Here is a 22,793-nt window from a genome sequence, read left to right on the forward strand (position 1 = left end):
TAAGGTTCAGGCATTGCAAGGGAGAGCGCGCATGACTGCCGTTGATTTACCCGCCGTACCGCGAGTGCTGATCGCCGAGGCTGATCCGTGGTCTCGCGACCTGCTCAAACAAGTGTTGCTGAACGTGCGTTGCGATGCGCGGCTGGATCTGTGTGCCGATGGCCAGCAAGCCATGTCGATGCTCAGCGAAATTCCTTATGACCTGGCCATTGTCGATTGGGAGCTACCCGGCGTCGATGGCTTGAGCGTGTTGCGCAGCGTGCGGCAGCGCAAACGCAATCCGCCGCTGCCATTCATTCTGATGAGCAGCCGCAACGACAGCGCCAGTGTGCGTGAAGCCATTCCGCTGGCACCGACGGCGTATCTGACCAAACCGCTGAACATGGAAAGCCTGACTGAGCGTTTGCAGGGTTTGTTGCTCAATGCCGGTGAGGAAGTGTTCTGTGAGGTGCCGGCATTGGCGCCGGGCATGACTCTGTCGGTTTTCCTTGAGCGCCGCCGAGAGCAGGCTGACGGCGCGCCGCTGATGACCGATGTGCAAGTGGCGGTCAAACGCAGCCTCAACCCCAGCGGGCTGGATCTGAAGCTGCTGGAAGATGAAATTAAAACCGATCCGCAGATCACTGCTGTGTTGATCGCTGCGGCCAACAGCGCCGCGCAACACCACGGCGCGCCAGTACAAACCCTGGCGCAGGCCCTGCATCGGCTGGGCACCGGGCAAAGCATGAACCTGATCCTGGGCTTGGCGCTCAAGCGCAGTGCCAAGCTCAGTGATCCCTGTCTGGCCGATTACGCTGAGCGTTACTGGGGGCTGTCGCTGCACACCGCTGAATACGCGCGCACCCTGGCGCGCCTGCTCGATCTCGATCAGGAGCGCTGTTACTGCGCTGGCATGCTGCATCGCTTGGGTGATCTGGCGTTGCTGCGTTGTCTGCAGGAATGGCAGCAGGCCGGTGGTGAACTGGATGAGCTGGAGGAAGTCGGCGAGGCGCTGGCCGAGTTCGGTGCCGCTTATGGTTCGGCCCTGCGCACCCGCTGGCGTTTGCCATTGGAGCTGCGTGAGCTGATTGCGTCGGTCTACCAGCTCGGTGGCGGTGTGTATTCCCGTGAAGCGCTGGTGATGAACATGGCAGCGCAGATGGCCCATCTGACCGAACATGAAGGCGTTGAGGAACTGGCGAAGAGCCGCACGGCGCGGTTGCTGAAGATAGGCTTGCCGGAATTGATGCGGATGCGTAAATAATCCGACTTACGCAAACCCCTGTAGGAGTGAGCCTGCTCGCGATAGCGGAGTGTCAGACAACTACGGTTCGTTTGACACTCCGCTATCGCGAGCAGGCTCACTCCTACAATGGATCACTGTGTAGCTGAGATACGGTTCAGGCAGAGATAATGCGATTCTTGCCCTGTCGCTTGGCCTCATACATGGCCGCATCCGCGCGGGCGAACAGGCTGTCGAGGCTTTCGTCTGCCTCGGTCAGACTGGTCAATCCTTGGCTGACAGTGATGCCGTACGTCTGGCCGTCATGGCTGAAACTCAGACGCTGAATCTCCTGCTGCAACCGTTCGGCGACCTGCATAGCCATATCCGGGGCGCAACCCGGAAACACCGCCGCAAACTCTTCCCCACCAATCCGTCCGAACAGATCACCTCGACGTAACGAGCCGCGTCCGCACTCGGCAATCCGTTGCAGCACGTTGTCGCCCTCCGGATGGCCATAGGTGTCGTTGATCATTTTGAAATCATCGATATCCAGCAGCAGAAAGGCCATTTGCGAGCCTTGCACACGCGCCTCCTCAAATTCGCGGTTGGCGCACTCGAAAAAATGCCGGCGATTGCTGCTTTGGGTCAACACGTCGGTGGTTGCCAAGCGATGCAGCTCGGTTTCCATCTGCTTTTTGTCGGTGATGTCTTCGGCGATGCCGACGATGATCACCGGTTGCCCGGGCTCGTCCTGACGGTTGATGAAGCATTTGTCGCTGAGCCAGCGCACTTGGCCGTCGGCGGCGATGATGCGGTATTCGCGATCCTCCACCGCACCTTTGTGCAGGACTTCGGCGAGACTGCGTTCGGCGTATTCCAGGTCGTCGGGGTAGATGCTGTCACGCCATTGGTTGTAATCGGCGAGCAGGAGGCCGGCGGAGCTCCCGAAAATCCGTTCGTAGGCGGGGCTGACATACAGCACCTGCCGTGTTTCCCAGTTGAACGCCCAGAGCACGGCGTTGACGCTGACCAGCAGCGAGCTGAACAGCTGTTCGCGTTCGCTCAGGCGGGCTACCTCGCCTTGGGCGTGCATCAGCGCCATCAGGGTTTGCGCGGCCTCGGGCCACTGCGGGAGGGATGAGTCTTTTTGATTGTTATTGACCATCGGCACAGATCTCAAAGGACGTGCCGCAATTCGACAACGGCCACAGTACAGCCCGCCGGGATGGCGAAGTGTCTTTGAGATAGGCGATTTTTGGCGAAGTTCCGAAGGGTGCACCCGGGAGCCGGGTGCACCGATCAACGGTCTCAGACCGCCGCAGGGCGCAGCGAGTAGGTTTTCAACTGATCAGCGAATTCGCGCAGGGACTGGATACCGCTGGCCTCGGCTTCGTGAATCCATTCCTTGATGGCGGCGAGCATGTCGTGGCCATTTGAACTGGTCTTGACCCAGATCTGCTGCAGGGCCAAGCGTTTTTCGTAAATTACCTTCAACGCCTGACTGTGCTCGAGCATGGTCTGGATGCGCAGGTGATGACGATCTTCCAGCAGGCTGGTTTCCCGCGACAGCAGACGCTTGGCGCGGTGGAACTGGTGGCGCACCGAATGATCGACCTTGGCCAGCTCTTGCTTGACCAGCGGACCGATCACCAATTTGCGGTACTGGGCCATGATCTGGAAGCGGTTGTTGAGGATGGCCATGGCGGTGTCCATGTCCAGACTGCCCTTGCCTTCGACGCGGTGGGCGATTGGTGCCACACGCTGAACCTTGGCCAGACGCAGGAAGCTGAAGACTTTGATCCACGCCCAACCGAGATCGAACTCCCACTTTTTCACCGACAGTTTGGCCGAGTTAGGGTAGGTGTGATGGTTGTTGTGCAGTTCTTCACCGCCGATCAGGATGCCCCACGGCACCAGATTGGTCGCCGCGTCGCGGCATTCGAAGTTGCGATAGCCGACCGCATGGCCCAGGCCGTTGATCACGCCGGCGGCCCACACCGGAATCCACATCATCTGGATCGCCCAGATGGTGATGCCGATGGTGCCGAACAGCAGCAGGTCGATGACGCCCATGATCGCCACACCCAGCAGCGGATAGCGGCTGTAGACGTTGCGTTCGATCCAGTCTTCGGGGCAGTTCTTGCCGTAGATGCGCAGGGTTTCCGGGTTCTGGGCTTCGGCGCGGTACAGCTCGGCGCCGGTACGCAGTACCGTCGACAAACCCTTGATGACCGGGCTGTGCGGGTCGTCTTCGGTTTCGCATTTGGCGTGGTGTTTACGGTGGATGGCGGTCCACTCGCGGGTGTTCTGCGCTGTGGTCAGCCACAGCCAGAAACGGAAAAAGTGCTTCAGGCCAGCATTCAGCTCCAGCGAGCGATGGGCTGAGTAGCGGTGCAGATAGACCGTGACGGCAACAATTGTCACGTGGGTCATCAGCAAGGTGACTGCGACCAGAGACCAGGCCGACAAGCCAAGAAAACCTTCGTACCACATAGGCTATAGGGCCCTCGATAAAGATAAAAACAGCCGTTGCATTATCACTAAGCACACAGATAAAACCAGTCGCCCTTTCAGATAAGAGTCGCTGGATGTTTCTTGACCTATAATTCCAACCTTTTTGTAGGGACATGGACAGCCGAATGCCTGCCACTTACCGCGATGCTTTGCGTGCAGCGCTGCTCTATCTCGTGCTTGCCGCTATCTGGCTGCAGGGCACTGATCATTTATTAAACAATTTCTTCGATAACTCCGTCGATCTTGCCCGATGGCAACTGATCAACGGTTACCTGTTTGCGGCGGTCAGCGCGGGGCTGATCTTCCTGGCGCGCGCGCGTTTGTGCGAGTTCCTCGGGATTGGCGCGCGTTTGCGTGAGCGTCACGCTGATCGCGAGCGCTTGCGCCAGGCGGCGGCGGTGTTCGATTGCACCCGTGAAGGCGTGTTGGTGACTAACCGTGATGGACTGATCGTGCACGTCAACCGCGCGTTCATGGAGATCACCGGCTATCAGCGTGAAGAGGTGCTTGGTCAACAGCCGAGCCTGTTCAAGTCGGGCCACCATCCGCCGGGTTTTTATCAGGCGATGTTCGCCACTCTTGAATCGCAGGGCGAATGGAGCGGCGAGATCTGGAACCGGCGCAAAAGTGGCGAGATTTATCCACAGTGGCAGACCATTCGGGTCATTCACGATGATCAGGGCCGGCTCAGCCATTACGTGGCGGTGTTCTCCGATATCAGTGCGATCAAGGATTCCGAGCATGAGCTCAAACACCTCGCGCACCACGACCCGCTGACGGATCTGCCCAATCGTCTGTTGTTCAGCGATCGCGCCGAACAGGCGCTGGCCTCGGCGCAGATTCACAAGCGCGGCTGTGCGTTGCTGATGCTCGATCTGGATCATTTCAAAATGATCAATGACAGCCTCGGTCACAACGTCGGCGATCGTTTGCTCAAGGCCGTGGCGGCGCGGTTGCAGGCGCTGTTCGGCCCCGGCATTACACTGGCCCGCCTCGGTGGCGATGAGTTCGCGGTGCTGGCGGAAAGTTGTCCACAGCTGGTGCAGGCGGCCGCGTTGGCGCAACGCATTCTCGATGCGCTGAAGGAGCCGTTCTGCGTCGATGGTCATGAACTGTTCATCAACGCCAGTATCGGCATCAGCCTGTTCCCCAGTGACGCGTTGAGCGCCGAACAGTTGTTGCGCAATGCCGACGCGGCGCTCTTCAAAGCCAAGAGCAGCGGCCGCAACGGTTACGCCTTGTACACCGAAGAACTCACCGCCCACGCCCAACAACGGGTGGAAATCGCTTTCGAGCTGCGCCGCGCGCTTGAGCAGCAGGAGCTGCGGGTTTACTACCAACCCGTGCATGACTTGAAAACCAGTCGCCTGATCGGCGTCGAAGCGTTGGTGCGCTGGCAGCATCCGGTGCGTGGTCTGGTGTCGCCGGCAGAGTTCATTCCGATCGCTGAACGCACCGGGTTGATCGCCGAGATCGACGCTTGGGTGATGCAGCAGGCGTGTCGACAAATGTGCCAGTGGCAGCAGGCTGGAATCGTGCTGTCGTTTGTCGCGGTGAATGTTTCGTCACGATTGTTCGCTCGTCGTGAGTTGTACCAACAGGTGGCGCAGGTGTTGCGCGAAACCGGGCTGGATCCGGCGTATCTGGAGCTGGAAGTCACCGAGAGCGCGGTGATGGATGATCCAGAGGTGGCGCTGGAGCAGATGCATCGTTTGCGTGAGTTGGGCATTCGCCTCGCCATCGATGATTTTGGTACCGGGTATTCATCGCTGTTGCGACTTAAGCGCTTGCCTGTGCAAAAGTTGAAGATCGATCAGGGTTTCGTCGCCGGGCTGCCGTGGGACGAGGATGACGCAGCGATCGTGCGGGTGATCATCGCGCTGGCCCGGAGCATGGGCATGCAAGTGCATGCCGAGGGTATCGAGCAGGTCGAGCAGGCGGCGTTTCTGCTCGAGCAGGAATGCGATCTGGGGCAAGGATACTGGTTTGGGCGGCCGAGTCCGGCGGTCGAAATCGATTGGGATCGTGCGCCATTGATTGGTTGAAGATCAAATGATCGTCCGATCAAGGAGCTGCCGACGGCTGCGATCTTTTGCTTCAACAGGCTGCAAACCCTTGCCCCATCACATAATGTTTTTCAGTTATATAAACATTCTTAAATAGTCTTTTTAAGAATATCCGCGCCTCTCTTATATTGCTCCTACGCCGAACGCAGTGCCGCCCACTGCCAGGCAAATCCCATTCAAAGGAGCAGCACCATGAGCGCATCCCTTCGCAGCGTTGACGGTCAGGACGAAAGTACCATCTTGCGTGAAATCCAGAGCGCCCTGCGCGATCTGCGTTTCGGCGCGGTGGAGATCACTGTGCATAACGCGCAAGTCGTGCAGATCGAACGCAAAGAGAAATTCCGTTTGCAGCAACCGGGTAAACAACCGGGCTGAGTTGAAGATCAAAAGATCGCAGCCTGCGGCAGCTCCTACAGGGGGCTGTGTGTAGGAGCTGCCGAAGGCTGCGATCTTTAGCCGGCACACCCGATTCCAGATATTCATAAGAAAAAGCCACCACCAGAATTCCAGGAGCTTTCACCATGTCGTCGATTCGCCGTTACGCTTTGGCCGCGCTGGCCAGTGCCGTGTTTGCCGGTTCCGCCGTTGCCAAGGATTACGAACTGCTCAACGTGTCGTATGACCCGACGCGCGAGCTGTATCAGGACTACAACGCAGAATTCATCAAGTTCTGGCAGAAAGATCACGCCGGCGACACTGTGAAAATCCAGCAATCCCACGGCGGTTCGGGCAAGCAGGGGCGTGCGGTGATCGACGGTCTGCGCGCTGACGTCGTGACCCTGGCCTTGGCTGGGGACATCGACGAAATCGCCAAACTCGGCAAGACCCTGCCCGCCGACTGGCAGAAGCGTCTGCCGGAAGCGAGCACGCCGTACACCTCGACCATTGTGTTCCTGGTACGTAAAGGCAACCCGAAAGGCATCAAGGACTGGGGCGATCTGGTCAAGAACGACGTCTCGGTGATCACCCCGAACCCGAAAACCTCCGGCGGTGCGCGCTGGAACTTCCTCGCCGCGTGGGCCTACGGCCTGAAAGCCAACGGCGGTGACGAAGCCAAAGCCAAAGAATATGTGCAGACCCTGTTCAAGCACGTGCCGATCCTCGACACCGGTGCACGCGGTTCGACCATCACCTTCGTCAACAACGGTCAGGGCGACGTGCTGTTGGCCTGGGAAAACGAAGCGTTCCTGGCGCTGAAAGAAGATGGCGGCGCCGACAAGTTCGACATCGTCGTGCCTTCGCTGTCGATCCTCGCCGAGCCGCCAGTGGCGGTGGTCGACAAGAACGCCGAGAAGAAGGGTAACGAGCAGATCGCCGAAGCCTATCTGAAGCACCTGTACAGCCCGGCCGGTCAGGAGATCGCGGCGAAGAACTTCTACCGTCCGCGTGACAAGGACGTGGCTGCGAAGTACGCCCAGCAGTTCCCGAAACTCGAGCTGGTGACCATCGACAAAGACTTCGGCGGCTGGAAAACCGCGCAACCGAAATTCTTCAACGACGGTGGCGTGTTCGACCAGATTTATCAGGCGCAGTAATCTCACCCTTAACGAGCCTGATGTTTGGGCACATGACATGTGGGAGCGAGCCTGCTCGCGAAGGCGGTTTTTCAGCGACAGGGATGTTGACTGATACTCCCTCTTCGCGAGCAGGCTCGCTCCCACATTGATGCGTTTTTAACCAAGGACTTTTATGTCGCGTCGTATCTCCCCCGTCATACCCGGCTTCGGGCTGACGCTTGGCTACACCTTGGTGTACCTCAGCCTGATTGTGCTTATCCCGCTGGCGGCGATGTTCGTCCACGCCGCCCAACTCACCTGGGATCAGTTCTGGACGATCATTTCCGCGCCACGGGTGCTGGCCGCGTTGAAGCTGAGCTTCGGCACCGCGCTGTGTGCGGCGATCATCAACGGGATCATCGGTACGTTGTTGGCCTGGGTGCTGGTGCGCTACACCTTCCCGGGGCGCAAGGTGATCGACGCGATGATCGATCTGCCGTTCGCCCTGCCGACAGCGGTGGCCGGTATCGCGCTGACCGCGCTGTACGCGCCGGCCGGACTGGTCGGGCAATTCGCTGCCGACCTCGGTTTCAAAATCGCTTACACCCCGCTCGGTATCACCCTAGCGCTGACCTTCGTCACGCTGCCGTTCGTGGTGCGCACGGTGCAACCGGTATTGGCCGACATTCCCCGTGAAGTCGAAGAAGCCGCCGCGTGCCTCGGTGCGAAACCCTTGCAGGTGTTCCGCCACATCCTCGTGCCCGCTCTGCTGCCCGCCTGGCTGACCGGTTTTGCCCTGGCGTTCGCCCGTGGCGTTGGCGAGTACGGTTCGGTGATTTTCATCGCCGGCAACATGCCGATGAAAACCGAGATCCTGCCGCTGCTGATCATGGTCAAACTCGACCAATACGATTACACCGGCGCCACCGCTATCGGCGTGCTGATGCTGGTGGTTTCCTTCGTCCTGTTGCTGCTGATCAACTTGCTGCAGCGGCGCATCGAAACCCCATAAGGAGGCGCGAACCATGTCCCAATCGTCTATTGCGGCCGCCTCTTCGGCCAACGCTGCACGCCGTGGCAGTGCCACTTCGCGCAGAATCCTGATCGGCCTTGGCTGGCTGGTCTTTTTCCTGTTTCTGCTGCTGCCGTTGTTCATCGTCGTATCGCAGGGTTTGAAAAATGGCCTCGGTGCGTTCTTCACCGCGATCTTTGAACCGGACGCGCTTTCGGCACTGAAACTCACCGTGTTTGCAGTGCTGATTTCGGTGCCGCTGAACCTGGTGTTCGGCGTCAGCGCCGCGTGGTGCGTGAGCAAATACTCGTTCCGTGGCAAGAGCATGCTGGTGACGCTGATCGACCTGCCGTTCTCGGTGTCGCCGGTGATCGCCGGTCTGGTCTACGTGCTGATGTTCGGTGCGCAGGGCCTGTTCGGGCCGTGGTTGCAGGATCACGACATCCAGATCGTCTTCGCCCTGCCGGGCATCGTGCTGGCGACGATTTTCGTCACCGTGCCGTTCGTGGCCCGTGAGCTGATCCCGCTGATGCAGGAACAAGGTACGCAGGAAGAAGAAGCCGCGCGCTTGCTTGGCGCCAATGGCTGGCAGATGTTCTGGCACGTCACCGTCCCCAACATCAAATGGGGCCTGATCTATGGCGTGGTGCTGTGTACTGCGCGGGCCATGGGTGAGTTCGGTGCGGTGTCGGTGGTTTCCGGGCACATTCGCGGGGTGACCAACACCTTGCCGCTGCACGTCGAGATCCTCTACAACGAATACAACCACGTGGCCGCGTTCGCCGTGGCGAGCCTGTTGCTGATCCTGGCGCTCTTCATCCTGCTGGCCAAGCAGTGGAGCGAAAACCGTATCAACCGCCTGCGCGCCAGCGCCGCGGAGGAATAAGTCATGTCGATCGAAGTGCGTAACGTCAGCAAGAATTTCAATGCCTTCAAGGCGCTGGACAACATCAGCCTGGACATCCACAGCGGTGAGCTGGTCGCGCTGCTCGGCCCGTCGGGCTGCGGCAAGACCACGCTGCTGCGAATTATCGCCGGTCTGGAAACCCCGGATCAGGGCAACATCGTTTTCCATGGCGAAGACGTTTCCGGCCACGACGTGCGTGATCGCAACGTCGGTTTCGTGTTCCAGCACTACGCGTTGTTCCGTCACATGACCGTGTTCGACAACGTCGCGTTCGGCCTGCGCATGAAACCGAAAAACCAGCGCCCGAGCGAAAGCCAGATCGCGACCAAGGTTCACGAACTGCTGAACATGGTGCAGCTGGATTGGCTGTCGGATCGTTACCCGGAGCAGTTGTCCGGTGGACAGCGTCAGCGTATTGCGCTGGCTCGCGCCTTGGCAGTTGAGCCGAAAGTGTTGCTGCTGGATGAGCCGTTCGGCGCCCTCGATGCCAAGGTACGGAAAGAGCTGCGCCGCTGGTTGGCGCGTCTGCACGAAGACATCAATCTGACCTCGGTGTTCGTGACCCACGACCAGGAAGAGGCGATGGAAGTCGCTGACCGTATCGTGGTGATGAACAAGGGCGTGATCGAGCAGATCGGCTCACCGGGCGACGTTTACGAAAACCCGGCCAGCGATTTCGTTTATCACTTCCTCGGCGATTCGAACCGCTTGCTGTTGAGCGACGACAACCACGTGCTGTTCCGCCCGCACGAGGTGTCGTTGTCCAAGCATGAGCTGGAAGATCACCATGCGGCTGAGGTGCGTGATATTCGGCCGTTGGGCGCGACCACGCGGGTGACGTTGAAGGTAGAAGGGCAGACTGATCTGATCGAGGCCGAAGTGGTCAAGGATCACGACAGCCTGATCGGTCTGGCCAAGGGTGAAACGCTGTTCTTCAAACCCAAGGTCTGGCAGAAAGTCGCCAGCCTCTAAGATCAAAAGATCGCAGCCTGCGGCAGCTCCTACAGGGGTTTCGGTTGGTCACATATTTTGTGATCGACCAAACCAACTGTAGGAGCTGCCGCAGGCTGCGATCTTTTAAAGCGGCCTAAGCCGCCGCTTTTTTGTTCGGATTAACCCGCACCACCCCCGCCCGCGCCTCGATCTGTTCTTTCAACTCATGCCGCATCCCGAGCATGAACGCCAACTCGGCCACGACAAACAGCGGCCCGACAATCAGCCCCGACACATCATCGACAAACGCTGGTTTGCGCCCTTCATAGTGATGCCCGACAAACTGGATCACCCAGCCCACTACAAACATCGCCAGGCCGCTGCTCAGCCAGACCAGGGTGCTCTGCTGCGCCAGCACATGCCCGGCCCAGACGGATAAGCCCATCAGCACCGTCATCAACACCCCGAGCTTCACTTCCAGACGCAGGTAAAACCACGCCGAGGCCAGCGCCACGATCACAGCTGGAGATATCCACAACCCGCCCAGCGACCATTCCGGCCGTGACAACAACACCGCAACGGCCACCACGATCAGCGGAATGCCGATAAAGTGGCTGGCGATGTTGCGCGGATCGCGGTGGTAGGCAGCGTATTGACTGAGATGGTCGACGAGGCTTTTCATTGTTGTTCCTCCGGTAGGGTTGATCGCATCATCCCTCGGGATCAGGGTTCGCTCTGTCAGGCAGGCGACAATCCAGGAGTGTTTATGCAAATACGTTCGCGATTGATGACCGGGCAGTGGTTCAGTCATCTGCCGGCGTCCTTTCAGGATAGTCTGCTGACGGCGGCCCGGGAGCGGCGGCTGACGGCGGGGCAACGTTTGTTCCAGCGCGGTGATGCGCCGTGCGGCTTGTATGCGGTGCTCGACGGCGCGGTGCGCATCGGTGCGGTGAGCGAGCAAGGCAAAGAGGCGTTGTTGAGTCTGGTCGAGGCGCCGCACTGGTTCGGCGAAATCTGCCTGTTCGATGGTCAGCCTCGTACGCATGACGCCTTTGCCGTCGGGCCGTGCACCTTGCTCAACATTCCTCAGGCGACGCTGTTGAAGTTGCTTGATGAAAATCCAGTGTACTGGCGGCATCTGGCGTTACTGATGAGCCACAAACTGCGCCTGACCTTTATCAATCTTGAACAACTGAGCCTGCTGCCGGCGCCGGCGCGTCTGGCCCATCGCTTGCTGATGATCGCCGAAGGCTACGGCGAACTCGACGCGCCACGCCGGGTGCTGCAACTGCCGCAGGAGCAGTTGGCGTCGATGCTGTCGCTGTCGCGCCAGACCACCAACCAGATTCTCAAGGATTTGCAGGGGCAGGGGATTATCGGGCTCGGGTATGGCGAAATCGAAATCCTTGATGCCAAGCGATTGCGCGCCCTGGCAACAATCTGACAATGCACCCGGCCCCTGTGGGAGCTGGCTTGCCAGCGATAGCGGTGCATCAGCCGACATCGATGTCTGCTGAACGGACGCCATCGCTGGCAAGCCAGCTCCCACAGGGGTTTCCGCCCTCCATGATATCTCAGGCAAACCACAGAACCTGTGGGAGTGGGGCTTAGGAGCCGCGATAGGTCGAGAAACCATACGGGCTGAGCAGCAGCGGGATGTGGTAGTGCTGATCGGTCTGCTTCACTTCGAAGATCACCGGAATTTCCGGAAAGAATGTGTCGTGCTTGACCTTCTTGAAGTATTCGCCGGTTTTGAATACCACGCGGTATTCACCCGCTTCAAAAGGCTGCTTGGCCGGGAACAGTTCGGCGATGCGCCCTTGTTCATTGGTCGTGCCTTGAGCAAGAGGCTGCCAGTTCTCGCCGACGTGTTTTTCCAGCGTCACGTTAATGCCCGGCGACGGCAGGCCGTTTTCCAGATTGAGCACGTGCACGCTCAACGGGTTGCCAGCGGCCAGCGCCAGGCTTGAAAAAGCGCTCAGGCCGAGCGCGGCGAAGGTCATGCGCAAAGTATTCATGGATGCATCTCCTTATTGGGAACGGGTGATGGCCAGACCGGTTTTCCCGGCAGCCTTGATTGCACAGTTTTCGTCTTGCTCACCGCCGCCGGAACCGGCCACGCCCATGGCGCCAACCAGTTCCGTGCCGAGGAACAGCGGAATGCCGCCGCCGAGCAACAGCAGTTCGTCGAGGGTGTTGAGGTTGGCGGTTTCCGGATTGCTGCGAGCCCGTTCGGCAAACAACCGGGTCGCTGTTTTGGTCGACAGCGCGGTGTAGGCCTTGCGTTGGCTGGCAACGGTGTTGTGCGGGCCAACGCCGTCACCGCGCAAGGTCACCAGGAGATTGCCGCCACGGTCGAGCACCGACACCGTGCCGGTGCAATCGCTCATTGCCGTGTTGGCCAGCAGTTGCGCGGTTTTCAGGTCGAGGTCGGCATGGCGTGGCAGTTCAGGGCTTGCGAACACGCTGGCGCTGAGGCTGACGGCCAGGCTGGCGACAAGGTATTTGAGGGTCATGGGCAGGCTCCAAAAGCGAAGGTCGTCACCTTAATCGCCGGTCTTCGTCAGAACCTCGTCAGTCTGATTACAAGTTTGTAATGGGCAACGCCGTCGAAGGCGCCTAGCCTGTGTGCCTGTCAATCGAGGTGTGCCATGCGTTTGCTGGTCGTAGAAGATGAAGCCAAAACCGCGAATTTCCTCGCCAAAGGCCTGGGCGAGTCGGGTTTTGCCGTGGACGTGGCGCTCAATGGTCTCGATGGTCGTTACTTTATCGAGCAACAGGAATATGACCTGATCATCCTCGACGTGATGCTCCCCGGCCTCAATGGCTGGCAATTGTTGCAGCTGATCCGCCAGCGCGGCGCCACGCCGGTGCTGTTCCTCACCGCCAAGGACGCCATCGAAGACCGTGTGCGCGGTCTCGAACTGGGTGCCGACGATTACTTGCTCAAACCCTTCGCCTTCGCTGAACTGCTTGCGCGGGTGCGCACGTTGCTGCGGCGCGGGCCGATGCGCGAAGCCGAGTCGTACACCATCGCCGACCTGGAAATCGACGTACTGCGGCGCCGCGTGAGTCGTGGTGGTCAGCGTATTGCCCTGACCAACAAGGAATTCGCCCTGCTGCAATTGCTCGCCAGCCGTCAGGGCGAAGTGCTCTCGCGCACGCTGATCGCCTCGCAGGTGTGGAACCTGAATTTCGACAGCGACACCAACATGGTCGAAGTGGCGGTGCGTCGTTTGCGCGCGAAAGTCGATGATCCGTACATGCCGAAACTGATCCACACCGTGCGCGGCGTCGGCTATCAACTGGAAGCGCCGGACGATGCGCTCTAGGTCGATCGCCTGGCGCCTGGCGCTGGCGTTCGCATTGGTCTGCGCTTTGGTGCTGAGCGCCATTGGGGTGTTTCTCTATCGCTCGCTGGCCTCGGAAATCGCCTACCGCGACGACCTCGCGTTGCTCGGTCGACTGGAGCAAGTGCGCGCCTTGCTCGCCGACAGCGACAGCCTAGGTGCTTTGCAGGCGCGGCCTCGGCTGTATCAGAACATGCTCGGCAATCTCGACAGCCTGCTACTGGTGCGCCGCGCCGACGGATCGGGCGTGATCGCGATCAATCCACGGCAACGCGATTTGCCCGCATTACACGCCATCCCCCGCGAGCAAACGCCACAGCGTCCCGATGTATTGACCTGGCAAGCGCCGGACGGTGCTGAACTGGCGCTGTTGTCCGGCGAAGCGCAGGGCCCGAACGGCGAGCCGCTCACGATCATTGCCGGCAAAGTGCTGAGCGAGCGCGAGCAGATGCTCGGCAGCTATCGCATGCGCTTGTACCTTTCGGTTGGACTCGGCGCGTTGCTCGCTTTTGCCTTGGGTTTGCTGTTGCTGCGTCGGGGCCTGCCACCGTTGCGGCAGTTGAGCGAAGCGGTGCGCGGCATCGATCTGCGTAGCCTTGATCAACGCCTGCCCGCCAATGGCACGCCCGCCGAATTGCTTGAACCAGTGCAGGCGCTCAACGGCATGCTGGCGCGACTGGACGACAGCGTGCAGCGCCTGTCGCAATTCTCCGCTGACCTCGCCCACGAGATTCGTACGCCGCTGCACACCTTGCTGGCGAGCAACGGCCAGGCGCTGAATCATCCGCGCAGCACCGAGGAGTATCAGGAAGTGCTGGCGTCGAACATGGAAGAGTTCGAACGGCTCAAGCGCATGGCGGAAAACCTGATGTTCCTCGCCCGGGCAGAACAGGCCGAACGCGCGCTGAATCTGCAAATCCTGGATTTGCCCAGTGTTGGCAGTGAACTGTGTGATTACTTTGAAGCCTTGGCGGATGACCGCGAGGTGCGGCTGGACAATCAATTGCGCGGTGAATTGCTTGCCGATCAGCAATTGCTGCAACGAGCACTCGGCAATCTGCTGGCCAATGCCGTGCGTCATGCCGATCAAGGATCGGTGATCAGTCTGCGTCGCCGCGACGAGCCGGGTGAGTGCTGGTTGCAAGTGCACAACCATGGCCCCGCGATTGCGCAGGAGCATCTGAGCAAACTGTTCGACCGCTTCTACCGCGTTGATCCGTCGCGTGCAGAACCGGGGGATTCGGGTGGGTTGGGGTTGGCGATCGTGCAGTCGATCATGCAGTTGCATGGGGGACAGGTGCGGGTGATTAGTGATGCTGACGGCACTGTTTTTGAGCTGGGGTTTGTGGTGAATTAAAAGACACTATCGCGAGCAGGCTCACTCCTACAGTTGGAATGCGTTCCCCCTGTAGGAGTGAGCCTGCTCGCGATGGCGCCAGATCAGACGACCTGATTCTGGATCAGCGCAACCCATCACGAAACTGCCCCGGCGTCATCCCTGTCCAGCGCTTGAACGCGCGGCTGAAGCTGCTGGTGTCGGCGAACCCGAGCAAATAACTCACCTCACTCAACGAGCACTGCGGATCGCGCAGGTGCAGCAGTGCGAGGTTCTCACGGCTTTCATTGAGCAATGTATCAAAGCGACAACCCTCATCCGCCAGATGCCGTTGCAAGCTGCGCAAACTCAGGTGCAAGGCCTGAGCAATTCGCTCAGCACTTGGCTCACCTTCCGGCAATTGTTCTTCGATGGCATCGCGCACCTTGCGCTCCCAAGTCAGCGGCTGGAGCTGGGCCATCGTGCGTTTAAGCACCGCTTCATTGTGTTCGGCGAGTTCCGGGTTGGCGTCGTCGAGGTGGCTGTCGAAGTCGGTGAGGGCGAACTCCAGACGATCCTCGGCACAGCCGAAATGCACCGGGGCGCGGAAGACTTTGTGCCATTGGTGCGCATCGCTCGGTTCCGGGCGGCGCAGATACACGGCGAGTGGCGCGTAATCGCGGCCGAGGCGATTGCGGCAGGTGCGCACGTAGATCGCGGTGAACGCGTCGATGGCTTCGAAGGCTGGCGCCGGATTGCCTGACGGAATTTTCAGACGGAATTGATAGCGGTCGTCGCCACGACTCAGCTCCAGTTCCAGCGCATCACTGACCACCGGGTGATAGCGCACGATGCGTTCAAACACCTCGCGCAAACTGCCGCTGGCGACCAGCGCATAGCCGAGGGCATGGAACGTGGTTGGGCTGACGAAGCGTGACACGCGCAAGCCAATCGCCGGATCGCCACTGACCTGCACGGCAATTTCCCACAGGCGCGTGGTGCCGGACAGTGGATAGCGCGCGTTGGGATCGTCCATCAAATTCGGGTCGAGCCCGGCCTGCTGGCACAGGGCAATGCTGTCCAGTCCCAGCGCATCGAGTTGTTTGCGCAAGGCACGGGTCCAGCTGGCGAGGGAGGTCGGTTCCTTCATGCTGATTGGCGCTTCCGGTCAACAGGTTGGCGTTCTCGGCTACCGCAATTGAAGCCTTGGCGAGGCACGATGCGAACATCATAAACCCGAGGATGGAAGCATGGACGGTACTTCTGCAAGTCGCCAGCGACACAATGCGGCCCAGCGATCAGCACATATTCGCGAAGTGGTGCTGGCCAAAGGCGTCGAATTGCGTGATCGCTACCCGATTCTCAAGCATCAGGATGCGCTGGGCGCGGGGATTCTGGCGTTTGCCCTGATCGGGATGATCGGCTCGGCGACGCTGTACATCACCGGCCATATGGCGTGGTGGGCGTGCCTGTTGCTCAATGCGTTTTTCGCTTCGCTGACCCATGAGCTGGAGCACGACCTGATCCACAGCATGTATTTCCGCAAGCAACGCGTGCCGCACAATTTGATGATGGGTCTGGTGTGGCTGGCGCGGCCGAGCACGATCAATCCGTGGATTCGTCGGCATCTGCACCTCAATCACCACAAGGTCTCCGGCACCGAAACCGACATGGAAGAACGCGCGATCACCAACGGCGAGCCGTGGGGTTTTGCGCGGTTGCTGATGGTTGGCGATAACGTGATGTCGGCGTTTATCCGCATGCTGCGGGCCAAGACCTGGGCGCACAAGTTCAGCATCATCAAGCGCACGCTGAAGGTCTACGCGCCGCTGGCGCTGGTGCATTGGGGCGCGTGGTATGTGTTTCTCGGTTTTCATGCGGCCAACGGCATCGCGTACCTGCTGGGTGCGCCGATCGAATGGTCAGCAACCACGTTGTCGGTGATGCAGGTAATTGATATCGCCGCTGTGGTGATCATCGGTCCGAACGTGTTGCGCACGTTCTGCCTGCACTTCATCAGCTCGAACATGCATTACTACGGGGACGTTGAACTGGGCAATGTGCTGCAACAGTGCCAGGTGTTGAACCCTTGGTGGTTGTGGCCGTTGCAGGCGTTCTGCTTCAACTTTGGCAGCAGTCACGGGATTCATCATTTTGTCGTGAAGGAACCGTTTTATATCCGCCAGATGACCGTGCCGGTGGCGCATAAGGTGATGCGTGAGATGGGCGTGCGGTTTAATGATTTCGGCACGTTTGGGCGGGCTAACCGGTTTGTTCGTCGGGATGAGATCGCGGTGTCTGGTGAGGTGGTGGAGGCCTGACACTGCTTACCCTCACCCTAGCCCTCTCCCAGAGGGAGAGGGGACTGACCGAGTTGTTTGCGCTTGATACATCGACCTGAAACTGCGAGTCGAACTCAGGTTTGAAGAGCATGAAGATCTGCTCCCTTTCCCCCTCTCCCTCCGGGAGAGGGCTGGGGTGAGGGGCTTTTGATCTTCCCCTCAATCCGGCTGAAACGGCGATTCACTCAAGATCACCCCAGTCTCCTCGACATACTGCTGCCAATGCCCGATCAACGCGCTGAGCTTCTGCGGCTGACTCAGCGCCAGATCATGAATCTCCCCCGGATCACTGCTCAAATCATAAAGCTGCCACGCCGCCGGCCCCACTGGCCCGGGAATCCACACCGCTTTCCATGAGCCCTGCCGAATCGCCCGGCGCCCGAACAACTCCCAACCCGTCACCGTATGCTCGTCATGCACCTGCGCGGTCTCGCCGGACAAGAACCCCAGCCACGATTTGCCACGCAGCGGCGCCACCGGTTTGCCGTGCCAGAGCTTGCCCGGATGACGCACGCCAGCGAGATCGAGAATGGTTGGCGTGATGTCCATCACCGTGCCGAAACCGTGGCTGATCTGCCCTTTGATCGCCAGCTGTGGATAGTGCAGCAGCGCCGGCACGCGAATCCCGCCCTCGGTAGTGAACGCCTTGAACAGCCGCGATGGCGCGGTCGCCACTTGAGCCCAGTTCGGCCCGTACCAGACATAGGAATTAGCCCGACCAATGTTGTCGAGGCTGTTGTCATAGTGCTGGCTGAGATACGTCACCAGTTCCGGGCCGAATTTCGGGAACGCTTCAAGCAGCGCGCCTTCGGCACCGTTGTCGGACATGAACAGGATGAACGTGTTGTCGAGTTGCCCTTGCTGGCGCAGATATTCGACGACCCGGCCAATGTTCCAGTCCATGCGCTCGACCATCGCTGCGTAGACCTCCATGGCCCGCGCGGAAATCTGTTTTTGTTCCTCGCTCAATGCGTCCCACTGTTGGGTCAACTGAATCAAAGGATGTGGCTCGACGTCCGGCTCGATCAGACCGAGTTCTTTGAGTTTTTCCAGCCGCTCCAGACGCAGCACTTCCGGGCCGGCGTCGTAACGACCACGGTATTTCTCGACGATGTCTGCGGGTGCCTGCAACGGCCAGTGCGGCGCGGAGAACGGCAGATAGGCGAAGAACGGCCGGGTCTGGTCACGCTCCTTGAGGTACTGCAGCAACTTGTCGCCGAAGGCGTCGGAGGAATAGAAATCCTTGGGCAGTTCGTCGATGAAGGTGTCGTCCTCGATGTACAGCGCCGGCGTGGATTTCAGCAGGCCTGGGGTTTGCTCATCGTAGGTCGGCTCGAAGCCGTAGTGGTTGGCCGCGCCGGGCAGCAGCGAAAACGAACGCTCGAAGCCCCGGGCATGCGGCGCCAGTTCAGCTTTCAGGCCAAGGTGCCATTTGCCGCTCATCAACGTTTGATAACCGGCTTCGCGCAGCAGCTCTGGCAGCGCCACGACGCGGTCATTAAGGTAACCCTCGTAACCCGGTTTGCCGATCAGATCCGGGGTCAGCGTTTCGGCCATGGTGCCGATGCCGGCGATGTGGTGGTCGGTGCCGGTCAACAGCATCGAACGGGTTGGCGAGCAGGTCGGTGCGGTATGAAAATCGGTCAGGCGCAGACCATTGTTGGCCAGGGCATCAAGGTGCGGCGTGGCGATTTCGCCGCCGAACGCACCGATGTCGGAGAAGCCTAAATCGTCGGCCAGAATCACCAGAAAGTTGGGACGTTGCGGCATCGCAAAACTCCTGTTCAGCAGGCAATGAACGTCAGCGGCAGATCGCGGATCTGCACCGGCACGCTCGGTTGGTAATGGTCGTCACTGGTCAGCTCGTGCAGCAGCTCTTCACGCAACTGATGGAAGTCGAAACTGCTGCGCTGGCGCGGGTGCGGCAGGGCGATGTCGACCACTTGCTTGATCCGCCCCGGACGCGGCTCCATCACCACCACGCGGTCGGCGAGGAAGATCGCTTCTTCGACGTCATGGGTGACGAGGATCGTGGTGATTTTTGCGCGGTCGCGGATCGCCAACAGCTCGTCCTGCATCTGCTGGCGGGTCAGCGCGTCGAGAGCGCCGAACGGTTCGTCGAGCAGCAGAATTCTGGGGCTGGCAACCAGGCCGCGAGCGATCGCTACACGTTGCGCCATGCCGCCAGAGAGCTGGTGCGGGTAGGCGCGGGTGAAATCGCGCAGGCCGACCAGATCGATGAAATCGTTGATCCGCTGTTGCTTCTGCGCAGCGCTCAGCGGCTCGTTGACCAGGCCCAGGCCGATGTTGTCAGCGACGGTCAACCACGGAAACAAACGGTGCTCCTGAAAGACGATGCCGCGCTCGCCGCCGATGCCGCTGACGGCTTTGCCGTCAACGGTAATCTGCCCGCGAAACTGCGTATCAAGGCCCACCAGTAACCGCAGTAACGTCGATTTACCGCAGCCGCTGGAACCGACAATTGCGACAAACTCGCCCTCGGCAATGTCCAGGTTGAATTCGCGAATCGCCTCCAGTTCGAAACCGTCGACGTCGAAGAATTTGCCTACATGTTTGAAGCTGACAATCGGTGCGTTCATGCGTGTCTCCAGCGGGTCGCGCGAATTTCCAGGCGTTGGCCAATGAGGTTGAGCAGGGCGCCGGTGAGACCGACGAAAAGCATGCCGGCCATGATCAAATCCATGCGCAGCAGTTGTTGTGCGCCGATCATCTGGCTGCCGATGCCGCCGTTGGACGGCATGAAGTATTCCGCGCCGATAGTGCCGAGCCAGGCGTAGATCAGGCTCAGTCTGAGGCCGGCGAAAATTCCCGGCGCGGCACCCGGCAGTACCAGCCGACGCAGGCGTTGGCCGAGGCTAAGACGCAACACTTGAGCGGCTTCGTTGAGTTGTGGCGAGAGGTTGGCGACGCTGCGTTGGGTGGCGATAAACAGCGGAAAGAAGGCGGCGAGGGCGACGAACACCCACTTGGCCAGTTCACCGAGACCGAACCACGCGGTGAGCAGCGGCACCCAGGCGAAGATGGCGATCTGACGGAGGGCGGCGAGGGTCGGGCCGAGCAGGCGTTCGCTGATGTTCGACAGACCCAGCAACAGGCCCAGGGCAAACCCGAGACCGCCGCCGAGCAACAGGCCACCGAGTGTACGACCAAGACTGAGGGCCATACCGCTGATCAGCGTGCCATCGAGCAGACCGTCCCAGGCAGTGATCAACACCGCCAATGGGCTGACCAGAATGTTGGCGTCGACCCACTGCTGCTCACTCGCCAATTGCCACAGCGCCAGCAGGCTCAGCGGCAGCAGCCACGGTTGCAGGCGCTGCCAGCCTTCATAACGCGGGCCGCGACGAATTTCGGCGGTGGCGGGGTGCGGCCAGTGCACCAGTTTGCGGTCGAGCAGACCGATGCCGCGATCCATCGCCACGCCGATTACACCGATCACCACGATGCACACGAAAACGATGTCGAGCATGAACAACTGCCGCGCCCAGACCATCAGGTAGCCGATGCCTTCGCTGGAGGCGAGCAGTTCGACTGCCAGTAACGATGTCCAGCCAGCCGCCAGCGCCAGACGCACGCCGGCCATGAACGCGGGAAGAGCGGCGGGCAGAACCAGGCGACGAATCAGCAGATGCGGCGGCAGACGTAAAACAGCGGCGGCTTCACGTAATTTCGGTTGTGCGTCACGCACGCCGACCAGCGTATGCAGGGTCACCGGCACCACGACGGCTTTGATCAGCACCACCAGTTTCAGCACTTCGCCGATGCCGAAAAACACCATGAACAGCGGGATCCACGCCAGCGTCGGTATTTGCGAAAGTCCGGCGAAGGTGGGGAAGATCAAACGTTCAAGACGACGATTGAATCCCAGCGCGGCGCCGAGCACAGCACCCGCCGAAATCCCTGCGAGCAAACCCCAGAACAAACGTTGCAGGCTGATCCACAAATGGCTCCACAATTCGCCTTGAGACAGCTCGACAGCACTGTTCCACACCAGCGACGGCGCGGGCAGGATCTGCTCGCTCATCCATTCATTGCGTGCGGCCAGCCACCACAGAGCGAAGAGGCTGAGCGGCAGCAGCCATGGCAACAGGCGTTGGTTCAGGCTGGGCCAGGTACGGCGGCTTTTCAGCGGCGGCACGGGTAGGGGGAGACTGAGCAAGGATTGGCGGGCCATGGGTGACCTCCGTTGTCGGGTTGGCTCAAGATCAAGATCAAAAGATCGCAGCCTTCGGCAGCTCCTACATGGAATTGCGTGGCCCCTGTAGGAGCTGCCGAAGGCTGCGATCCTTAGCGGTATTAGCTAAAAATAAATAGTTATAACAATGTCGATATGGATTCTTTTAAGAGATAAGCGAGGCCATTTAAGGCCTCCAGCCCACGCGCATCCAATGCATTCGAAGAATATTTTCCATGCTGTTAATGCATATGCCGCTGCAAGCCCCGCCATTTCCTGCTTAGATCCAAAAGATATAAAAATGTGCATTTATAGTATTTAAGTGCAGGTGTTCATTCGGCCTACTTTCGGCTCCTCAACGCCCGTCGTGATCAAGGAGCTGCACCCATGAACTTTCCCTTCAAACGTGTTCTCAGTCTGTTTGCCGCTCCTGCTCTGGCGGGCCTGCTGGCGTTCACCGCGCATGCCGACGAACTCAAGGAAATCAGAATCGCCGTGCCCGACCTGAGCGCCGGAACCCAGCACAGCGGCGGCGGTGTGGTGGATGTGTTGCGCGATCAGCAGATTTTCGAAAAGGCCTTCGCTGAGCAGGGCATCAAGATTCAGTGGAGTTTCTTCAAAGGCGCCGGGCCGGTGATCAATGAGGCATTCGCCAATGGCCAGGTTGATCTGGCGTATCTGGGCGATCTGGCGGCAATCATCGGCAAGTCCAATGGCCTCGATACGCGGTTGCTCAGCGCCAGTGCGCGTGGAGTAAAACAGTATCTTGGCGTGGTGCCGGGGTCAGGGATCAAGACTCTGCAGGATCTGAAAGGCAAGCGCGTGGCGATCTTCCGTGGCACGGCAACGCAGCTGTCGTTTGATGCGGCGCTGGCCAGTCAGGGTTTGAGCGAGAAGGATCTGAAGGTCATCAATCTGGATTTCAACGCAGCGGTCGCGGCGTTGGCAGCCAAGCAGATCGATGCGTCCTGGGGCAGTTCCGGGTTAACCGCATTGCAGGCCAAAGGGCTGGCCGAACTGCCGCTCAACACCAAGGATCTCGGCGGTGCGGGTAGTGTGCAGTCGGTGCTGGTCGGCACGGGCAAGTTTGTCGATGCGCACCCGGAAGTCGTGGCCAAGCTGCTCAAGGCCCAACAGCAGGCTGTTGAGTGGTTGACGCAGGACAGCAACAAGGCTGCTTACGTGCAATTGGTCTCAGGATTGGCGAGTTATCCGCCGGTGATTCTGACGCAGGATCTGCAGGATCAGAAGTTGAGCGAAGTGTTCCCATCGACGCTGGATCCGGTGTTCCTTGGCAGTCTGCAGGACAAGGTCGATCTGGCGGCGCAGCAGAAGCTGATTCGCAAGCCGTTCAAGGTGAATGATTGGGTGGCGCCTGAGTTGGCGGCGGCCAAACTCTGAATCTCTAGCGTTTGACCCGGTGCCATCGCGAGCAGGCTCACTCCTACATTTGGGATGC

At 59.8% G+C, this 22,793-nt stretch carries 21 protein-coding genes; 12 read left to right on the plus strand and 9 right to left on the minus strand.

The annotated features are described in order from the left end of the window. Positions 1-31 precede the first annotated feature (31 nt). The gene (locus U6037_RS00860) at positions 32-1,243 is read left to right on the plus strand and encodes a response regulator (protein WP_322845487.1); all 1,212 of its coding nucleotides are present in this window, start codon (positions 32-34) and stop codon (positions 1,241-1,243) included. 136 nt (positions 1,244-1,379) lie between these two features. Here the strand turns inward: U6037_RS00860 and U6037_RS00865 are convergent, their stop codons facing one another. Beyond that, on the minus strand, positions 1,380-2,369 hold the full coding sequence (locus U6037_RS00865) for a sensor domain-containing diguanylate cyclase (protein WP_322845488.1): 990 nt from the start codon (positions 2,367-2,369) through the stop codon (positions 1,380-1,382). 143 nt (positions 2,370-2,512) lie between these two features. Continuing rightward, on the minus strand, positions 2,513-3,697 hold the full coding sequence (desA, locus tag U6037_RS00870) for a delta-9 fatty acid desaturase DesA (RefSeq protein ID WP_242208792.1): 1,185 nt from the start codon (positions 3,695-3,697) through the stop codon (positions 2,513-2,515). 146 nt (positions 3,698-3,843) lie between these two features. Between desA and dibA the strand changes: the two genes are divergently transcribed. From dibA to U6037_RS00900, 6 genes are all read left to right on the plus strand, one after another. Further along, positions 3,844-5,763 carry a phosphodiesterase DibA gene (gene dibA, locus U6037_RS00875; protein ID WP_322845489.1) on the plus strand — a complete coding sequence of 640 codons (1,920 nt, stop codon included), beginning with the start codon at positions 3,844-3,846 and terminating at the stop codon, positions 5,761-5,763. Between the two features lie 213 nt (positions 5,764-5,976). Continuing rightward, entirely contained in the window at positions 5,977-6,159 is a 183-nt protein-coding gene (gene oscA, locus U6037_RS00880) for a sulfur starvation response protein OscA (RefSeq protein ID WP_007917682.1), read from the plus strand. A 146-nt stretch (positions 6,160-6,305) separates the two neighbouring features. Beyond that, on the plus strand, positions 6,306-7,319 hold the full coding sequence (locus U6037_RS00885) for a sulfate ABC transporter substrate-binding protein (RefSeq protein WP_034151823.1): 1,014 nt from the start codon (positions 6,306-6,308) through the stop codon (positions 7,317-7,319). A gap of 154 nt (positions 7,320-7,473) precedes the next feature. Beyond that, positions 7,474-8,292, plus strand: coding sequence for a sulfate ABC transporter permease subunit CysT (cysT, locus tag U6037_RS00890; RefSeq protein ID WP_038367238.1), 819 nt, complete (start codon positions 7,474-7,476; stop codon positions 8,290-8,292). A 13-nt stretch (positions 8,293-8,305) separates the two neighbouring features. Then, a complete protein-coding gene (gene cysW / locus U6037_RS00895) occupies positions 8,306-9,178 on the plus strand; it encodes a sulfate ABC transporter permease subunit CysW (RefSeq protein ID WP_008080021.1) in 873 nt (290 codons plus the stop codon). 3 nt (positions 9,179-9,181) lie between these two features. Next, the gene (locus U6037_RS00900) at positions 9,182-10,171 is read left to right on the plus strand and encodes a sulfate/molybdate ABC transporter ATP-binding protein (protein WP_003220514.1); all 990 of its coding nucleotides are present in this window, start codon (positions 9,182-9,184) and stop codon (positions 10,169-10,171) included. Positions 10,172-10,286: 115 nt separating this feature from the next. Here the strand turns inward: U6037_RS00900 and U6037_RS00905 are convergent, their stop codons facing one another. Beyond that, positions 10,287-10,814 carry a DUF962 domain-containing protein gene (locus tag U6037_RS00905; protein ID WP_322845490.1) on the minus strand — a complete coding sequence of 176 codons (528 nt, stop codon included), beginning with the start codon at positions 10,812-10,814 and terminating at the stop codon, positions 10,287-10,289. 84 nt (positions 10,815-10,898) lie between these two features. On the opposite strand from U6037_RS00905, the gene U6037_RS00910 reads away from it, so the two are divergent. Further along, a complete protein-coding gene (locus tag U6037_RS00910; protein ID WP_322845491.1) occupies positions 10,899-11,576 on the plus strand; it encodes a Crp/Fnr family transcriptional regulator in 678 nt (225 codons plus the stop codon). A 163-nt stretch (positions 11,577-11,739) separates the two neighbouring features. On the opposite strand, the gene uraH is transcribed toward U6037_RS00910, so the two are convergent. Together uraH and U6037_RS00920 are read right to left on the minus strand one after the other, a co-directional pair. Next, positions 11,740-12,150 (minus strand): hydroxyisourate hydrolase, encoded by a 411-nt coding sequence (gene uraH, locus U6037_RS00915; RefSeq protein WP_008080038.1) that lies wholly within the window; start codon positions 12,148-12,150, stop codon positions 11,740-11,742. A gap of 12 nt (positions 12,151-12,162) precedes the next feature. Then, entirely contained in the window at positions 12,163-12,648 is a 486-nt protein-coding gene (locus tag U6037_RS00920) for a heme-binding protein (RefSeq protein ID WP_322845492.1), read from the minus strand. Positions 12,649-12,783: 135 nt separating this feature from the next. Here U6037_RS00920 and U6037_RS00925 point away from each other — a divergent pair, with 135 nt between their 5' ends. Both U6037_RS00925 and U6037_RS00930 read left to right on the plus strand, forming a co-directional pair. Continuing rightward, entirely contained in the window at positions 12,784-13,464 is a 681-nt protein-coding gene (locus tag U6037_RS00925; protein ID WP_016987597.1) for a heavy metal response regulator transcription factor, read from the plus strand. Further along, positions 13,454-14,839 (plus strand): heavy metal sensor histidine kinase, encoded by a 1,386-nt coding sequence (locus tag U6037_RS00930; protein WP_322845493.1) that lies wholly within the window; start codon positions 13,454-13,456, stop codon positions 14,837-14,839. Before U6037_RS00925 ends, U6037_RS00930 begins: the two co-directional genes overlap by 11 nt. A gap of 103 nt (positions 14,840-14,942) precedes the next feature. Here U6037_RS00930 and U6037_RS00935 read toward each other — a convergent pair whose 3' ends face one another. Beyond that, positions 14,943-15,947 carry an AraC family transcriptional regulator gene (locus tag U6037_RS00935; protein WP_322845494.1) on the minus strand — a complete coding sequence of 335 codons (1,005 nt, stop codon included), beginning with the start codon at positions 15,945-15,947 and terminating at the stop codon, positions 14,943-14,945. Positions 15,948-16,047: 100 nt separating this feature from the next. Here U6037_RS00935 and U6037_RS00940 point away from each other — a divergent pair, with 100 nt between their 5' ends. Next, entirely contained in the window at positions 16,048-17,118 is a 1,071-nt protein-coding gene (locus U6037_RS00940; protein WP_322845495.1) for a fatty acid desaturase, read from the plus strand. A 180-nt stretch (positions 17,119-17,298) separates the two neighbouring features. Here U6037_RS00940 and U6037_RS00945 read toward each other — a convergent pair whose 3' ends face one another. From U6037_RS00945 to U6037_RS00955, 3 genes are read right to left on the minus strand one after another with little or no spacing between them, the layout of a single operon-like run. Continuing rightward, the gene (locus U6037_RS00945; RefSeq protein WP_322845496.1) at positions 17,299-18,909 is read right to left on the minus strand and encodes an arylsulfatase; all 1,611 of its coding nucleotides are present in this window, start codon (positions 18,907-18,909) and stop codon (positions 17,299-17,301) included. A 14-nt stretch (positions 18,910-18,923) separates the two neighbouring features. Then, positions 18,924-19,739 (minus strand): ABC transporter ATP-binding protein, encoded by an 816-nt coding sequence (locus U6037_RS00950; RefSeq protein WP_322845497.1) that lies wholly within the window; start codon positions 19,737-19,739, stop codon positions 18,924-18,926. Then, positions 19,736-21,334, minus strand: a complete 1,599-nt coding sequence (locus tag U6037_RS00955; RefSeq protein ID WP_322845498.1) for an ABC transporter permease — start codon at positions 21,332-21,334, stop codon at positions 19,736-19,738. Before U6037_RS00955 ends, U6037_RS00950 begins: the two co-directional genes overlap by 4 nt. A gap of 387 nt (positions 21,335-21,721) precedes the next feature. Here U6037_RS00955 and U6037_RS00960 point away from each other — a divergent pair, with 387 nt between their 5' ends. Then, complete coding sequence (locus tag U6037_RS00960) at positions 21,722-22,735, plus strand: ABC transporter substrate-binding protein (protein ID WP_322845499.1); 1,014 nt, start codon at positions 21,722-21,724, stop codon at positions 22,733-22,735. The last annotated feature ends 58 nt before the right edge of the window (positions 22,736-22,793 follow it).

Source organism: Pseudomonas sp. B33.4, from assembly GCF_034555375.1.
Taxonomy (GTDB): domain Bacteria; phylum Pseudomonadota; class Gammaproteobacteria; order Pseudomonadales; family Pseudomonadaceae; genus Aquipseudomonas.

What these genes read in the sequence shown, in the direction of transcription:
- U6037_RS00905 (WP_322845490.1), bottom strand. Translation starts at nt 10,814, where the DNA reads ATGAAAAGCCTCGTCGACCATCTCAGTCAATACGCTGCCTACCACCGC.
- oscA (WP_007917682.1), top strand. Translation starts at nt 5,977, where the DNA reads ATGAGCGCATCCCTTCGCAGCGTTGACGGTCAGGACGAAAGTACCATC.
- U6037_RS00940 (WP_322845495.1), top strand. Translation starts at nt 16,048, where the DNA reads ATGGACGGTACTTCTGCAAGTCGCCAGCGACACAATGCGGCCCAGCGA.
- U6037_RS00950 (WP_322845497.1), bottom strand. Translation starts at nt 19,739, where the DNA reads ATGAACGCACCGATTGTCAGCTTCAAACATGTAGGCAAATTCTTCGAC.
- uraH (WP_008080038.1), bottom strand. Translation starts at nt 12,150, where the DNA reads ATGAATACTTTGCGCATGACCTTCGCCGCGCTCGGCCTGAGCGCTTTT.
- U6037_RS00945 (WP_322845496.1), bottom strand. Translation starts at nt 18,909, where the DNA reads ATGCCGCAACGTCCCAACTTTCTGGTGATTCTGGCCGACGATTTAGGC.
- U6037_RS00960 (WP_322845499.1), top strand. Translation starts at nt 21,722, where the DNA reads ATGAACTTTCCCTTCAAACGTGTTCTCAGTCTGTTTGCCGCTCCTGCT.
- U6037_RS00930 (WP_322845493.1), top strand. Translation starts at nt 13,454, where the DNA reads ATGCGCTCTAGGTCGATCGCCTGGCGCCTGGCGCTGGCGTTCGCATTG.
- U6037_RS00955 (WP_322845498.1), bottom strand. Translation starts at nt 21,334, where the DNA reads ATGGCCCGCCAATCCTTGCTCAGTCTCCCCCTACCCGTGCCGCCGCTG.
- U6037_RS00885 (WP_034151823.1), top strand. Translation starts at nt 6,306, where the DNA reads ATGTCGTCGATTCGCCGTTACGCTTTGGCCGCGCTGGCCAGTGCCGTG.
- U6037_RS00925 (WP_016987597.1), top strand. Translation starts at nt 12,784, where the DNA reads ATGCGTTTGCTGGTCGTAGAAGATGAAGCCAAAACCGCGAATTTCCTC.
- cysW (WP_008080021.1), top strand. Translation starts at nt 8,306, where the DNA reads ATGTCCCAATCGTCTATTGCGGCCGCCTCTTCGGCCAACGCTGCACGC.
- U6037_RS00865 (WP_322845488.1), bottom strand. Translation starts at nt 2,369, where the DNA reads ATGGTCAATAACAATCAAAAAGACTCATCCCTCCCGCAGTGGCCCGAG.
- desA (WP_242208792.1), bottom strand. Translation starts at nt 3,697, where the DNA reads ATGTGGTACGAAGGTTTTCTTGGCTTGTCGGCCTGGTCTCTGGTCGCA.
- U6037_RS00900 (WP_003220514.1), top strand. Translation starts at nt 9,182, where the DNA reads ATGTCGATCGAAGTGCGTAACGTCAGCAAGAATTTCAATGCCTTCAAG.
- U6037_RS00935 (WP_322845494.1), bottom strand. Translation starts at nt 15,947, where the DNA reads ATGAAGGAACCGACCTCCCTCGCCAGCTGGACCCGTGCCTTGCGCAAA.
- U6037_RS00910 (WP_322845491.1), top strand. Translation starts at nt 10,899, where the DNA reads ATGCAAATACGTTCGCGATTGATGACCGGGCAGTGGTTCAGTCATCTG.
- dibA (WP_322845489.1), top strand. Translation starts at nt 3,844, where the DNA reads ATGCCTGCCACTTACCGCGATGCTTTGCGTGCAGCGCTGCTCTATCTC.
- cysT (WP_038367238.1), top strand. Translation starts at nt 7,474, where the DNA reads ATGTCGCGTCGTATCTCCCCCGTCATACCCGGCTTCGGGCTGACGCTT.
- U6037_RS00860 (WP_322845487.1), top strand. Translation starts at nt 32, where the DNA reads ATGACTGCCGTTGATTTACCCGCCGTACCGCGAGTGCTGATCGCCGAG.
- U6037_RS00920 (WP_322845492.1), bottom strand. Translation starts at nt 12,648, where the DNA reads ATGACCCTCAAATACCTTGTCGCCAGCCTGGCCGTCAGCCTCAGCGCC.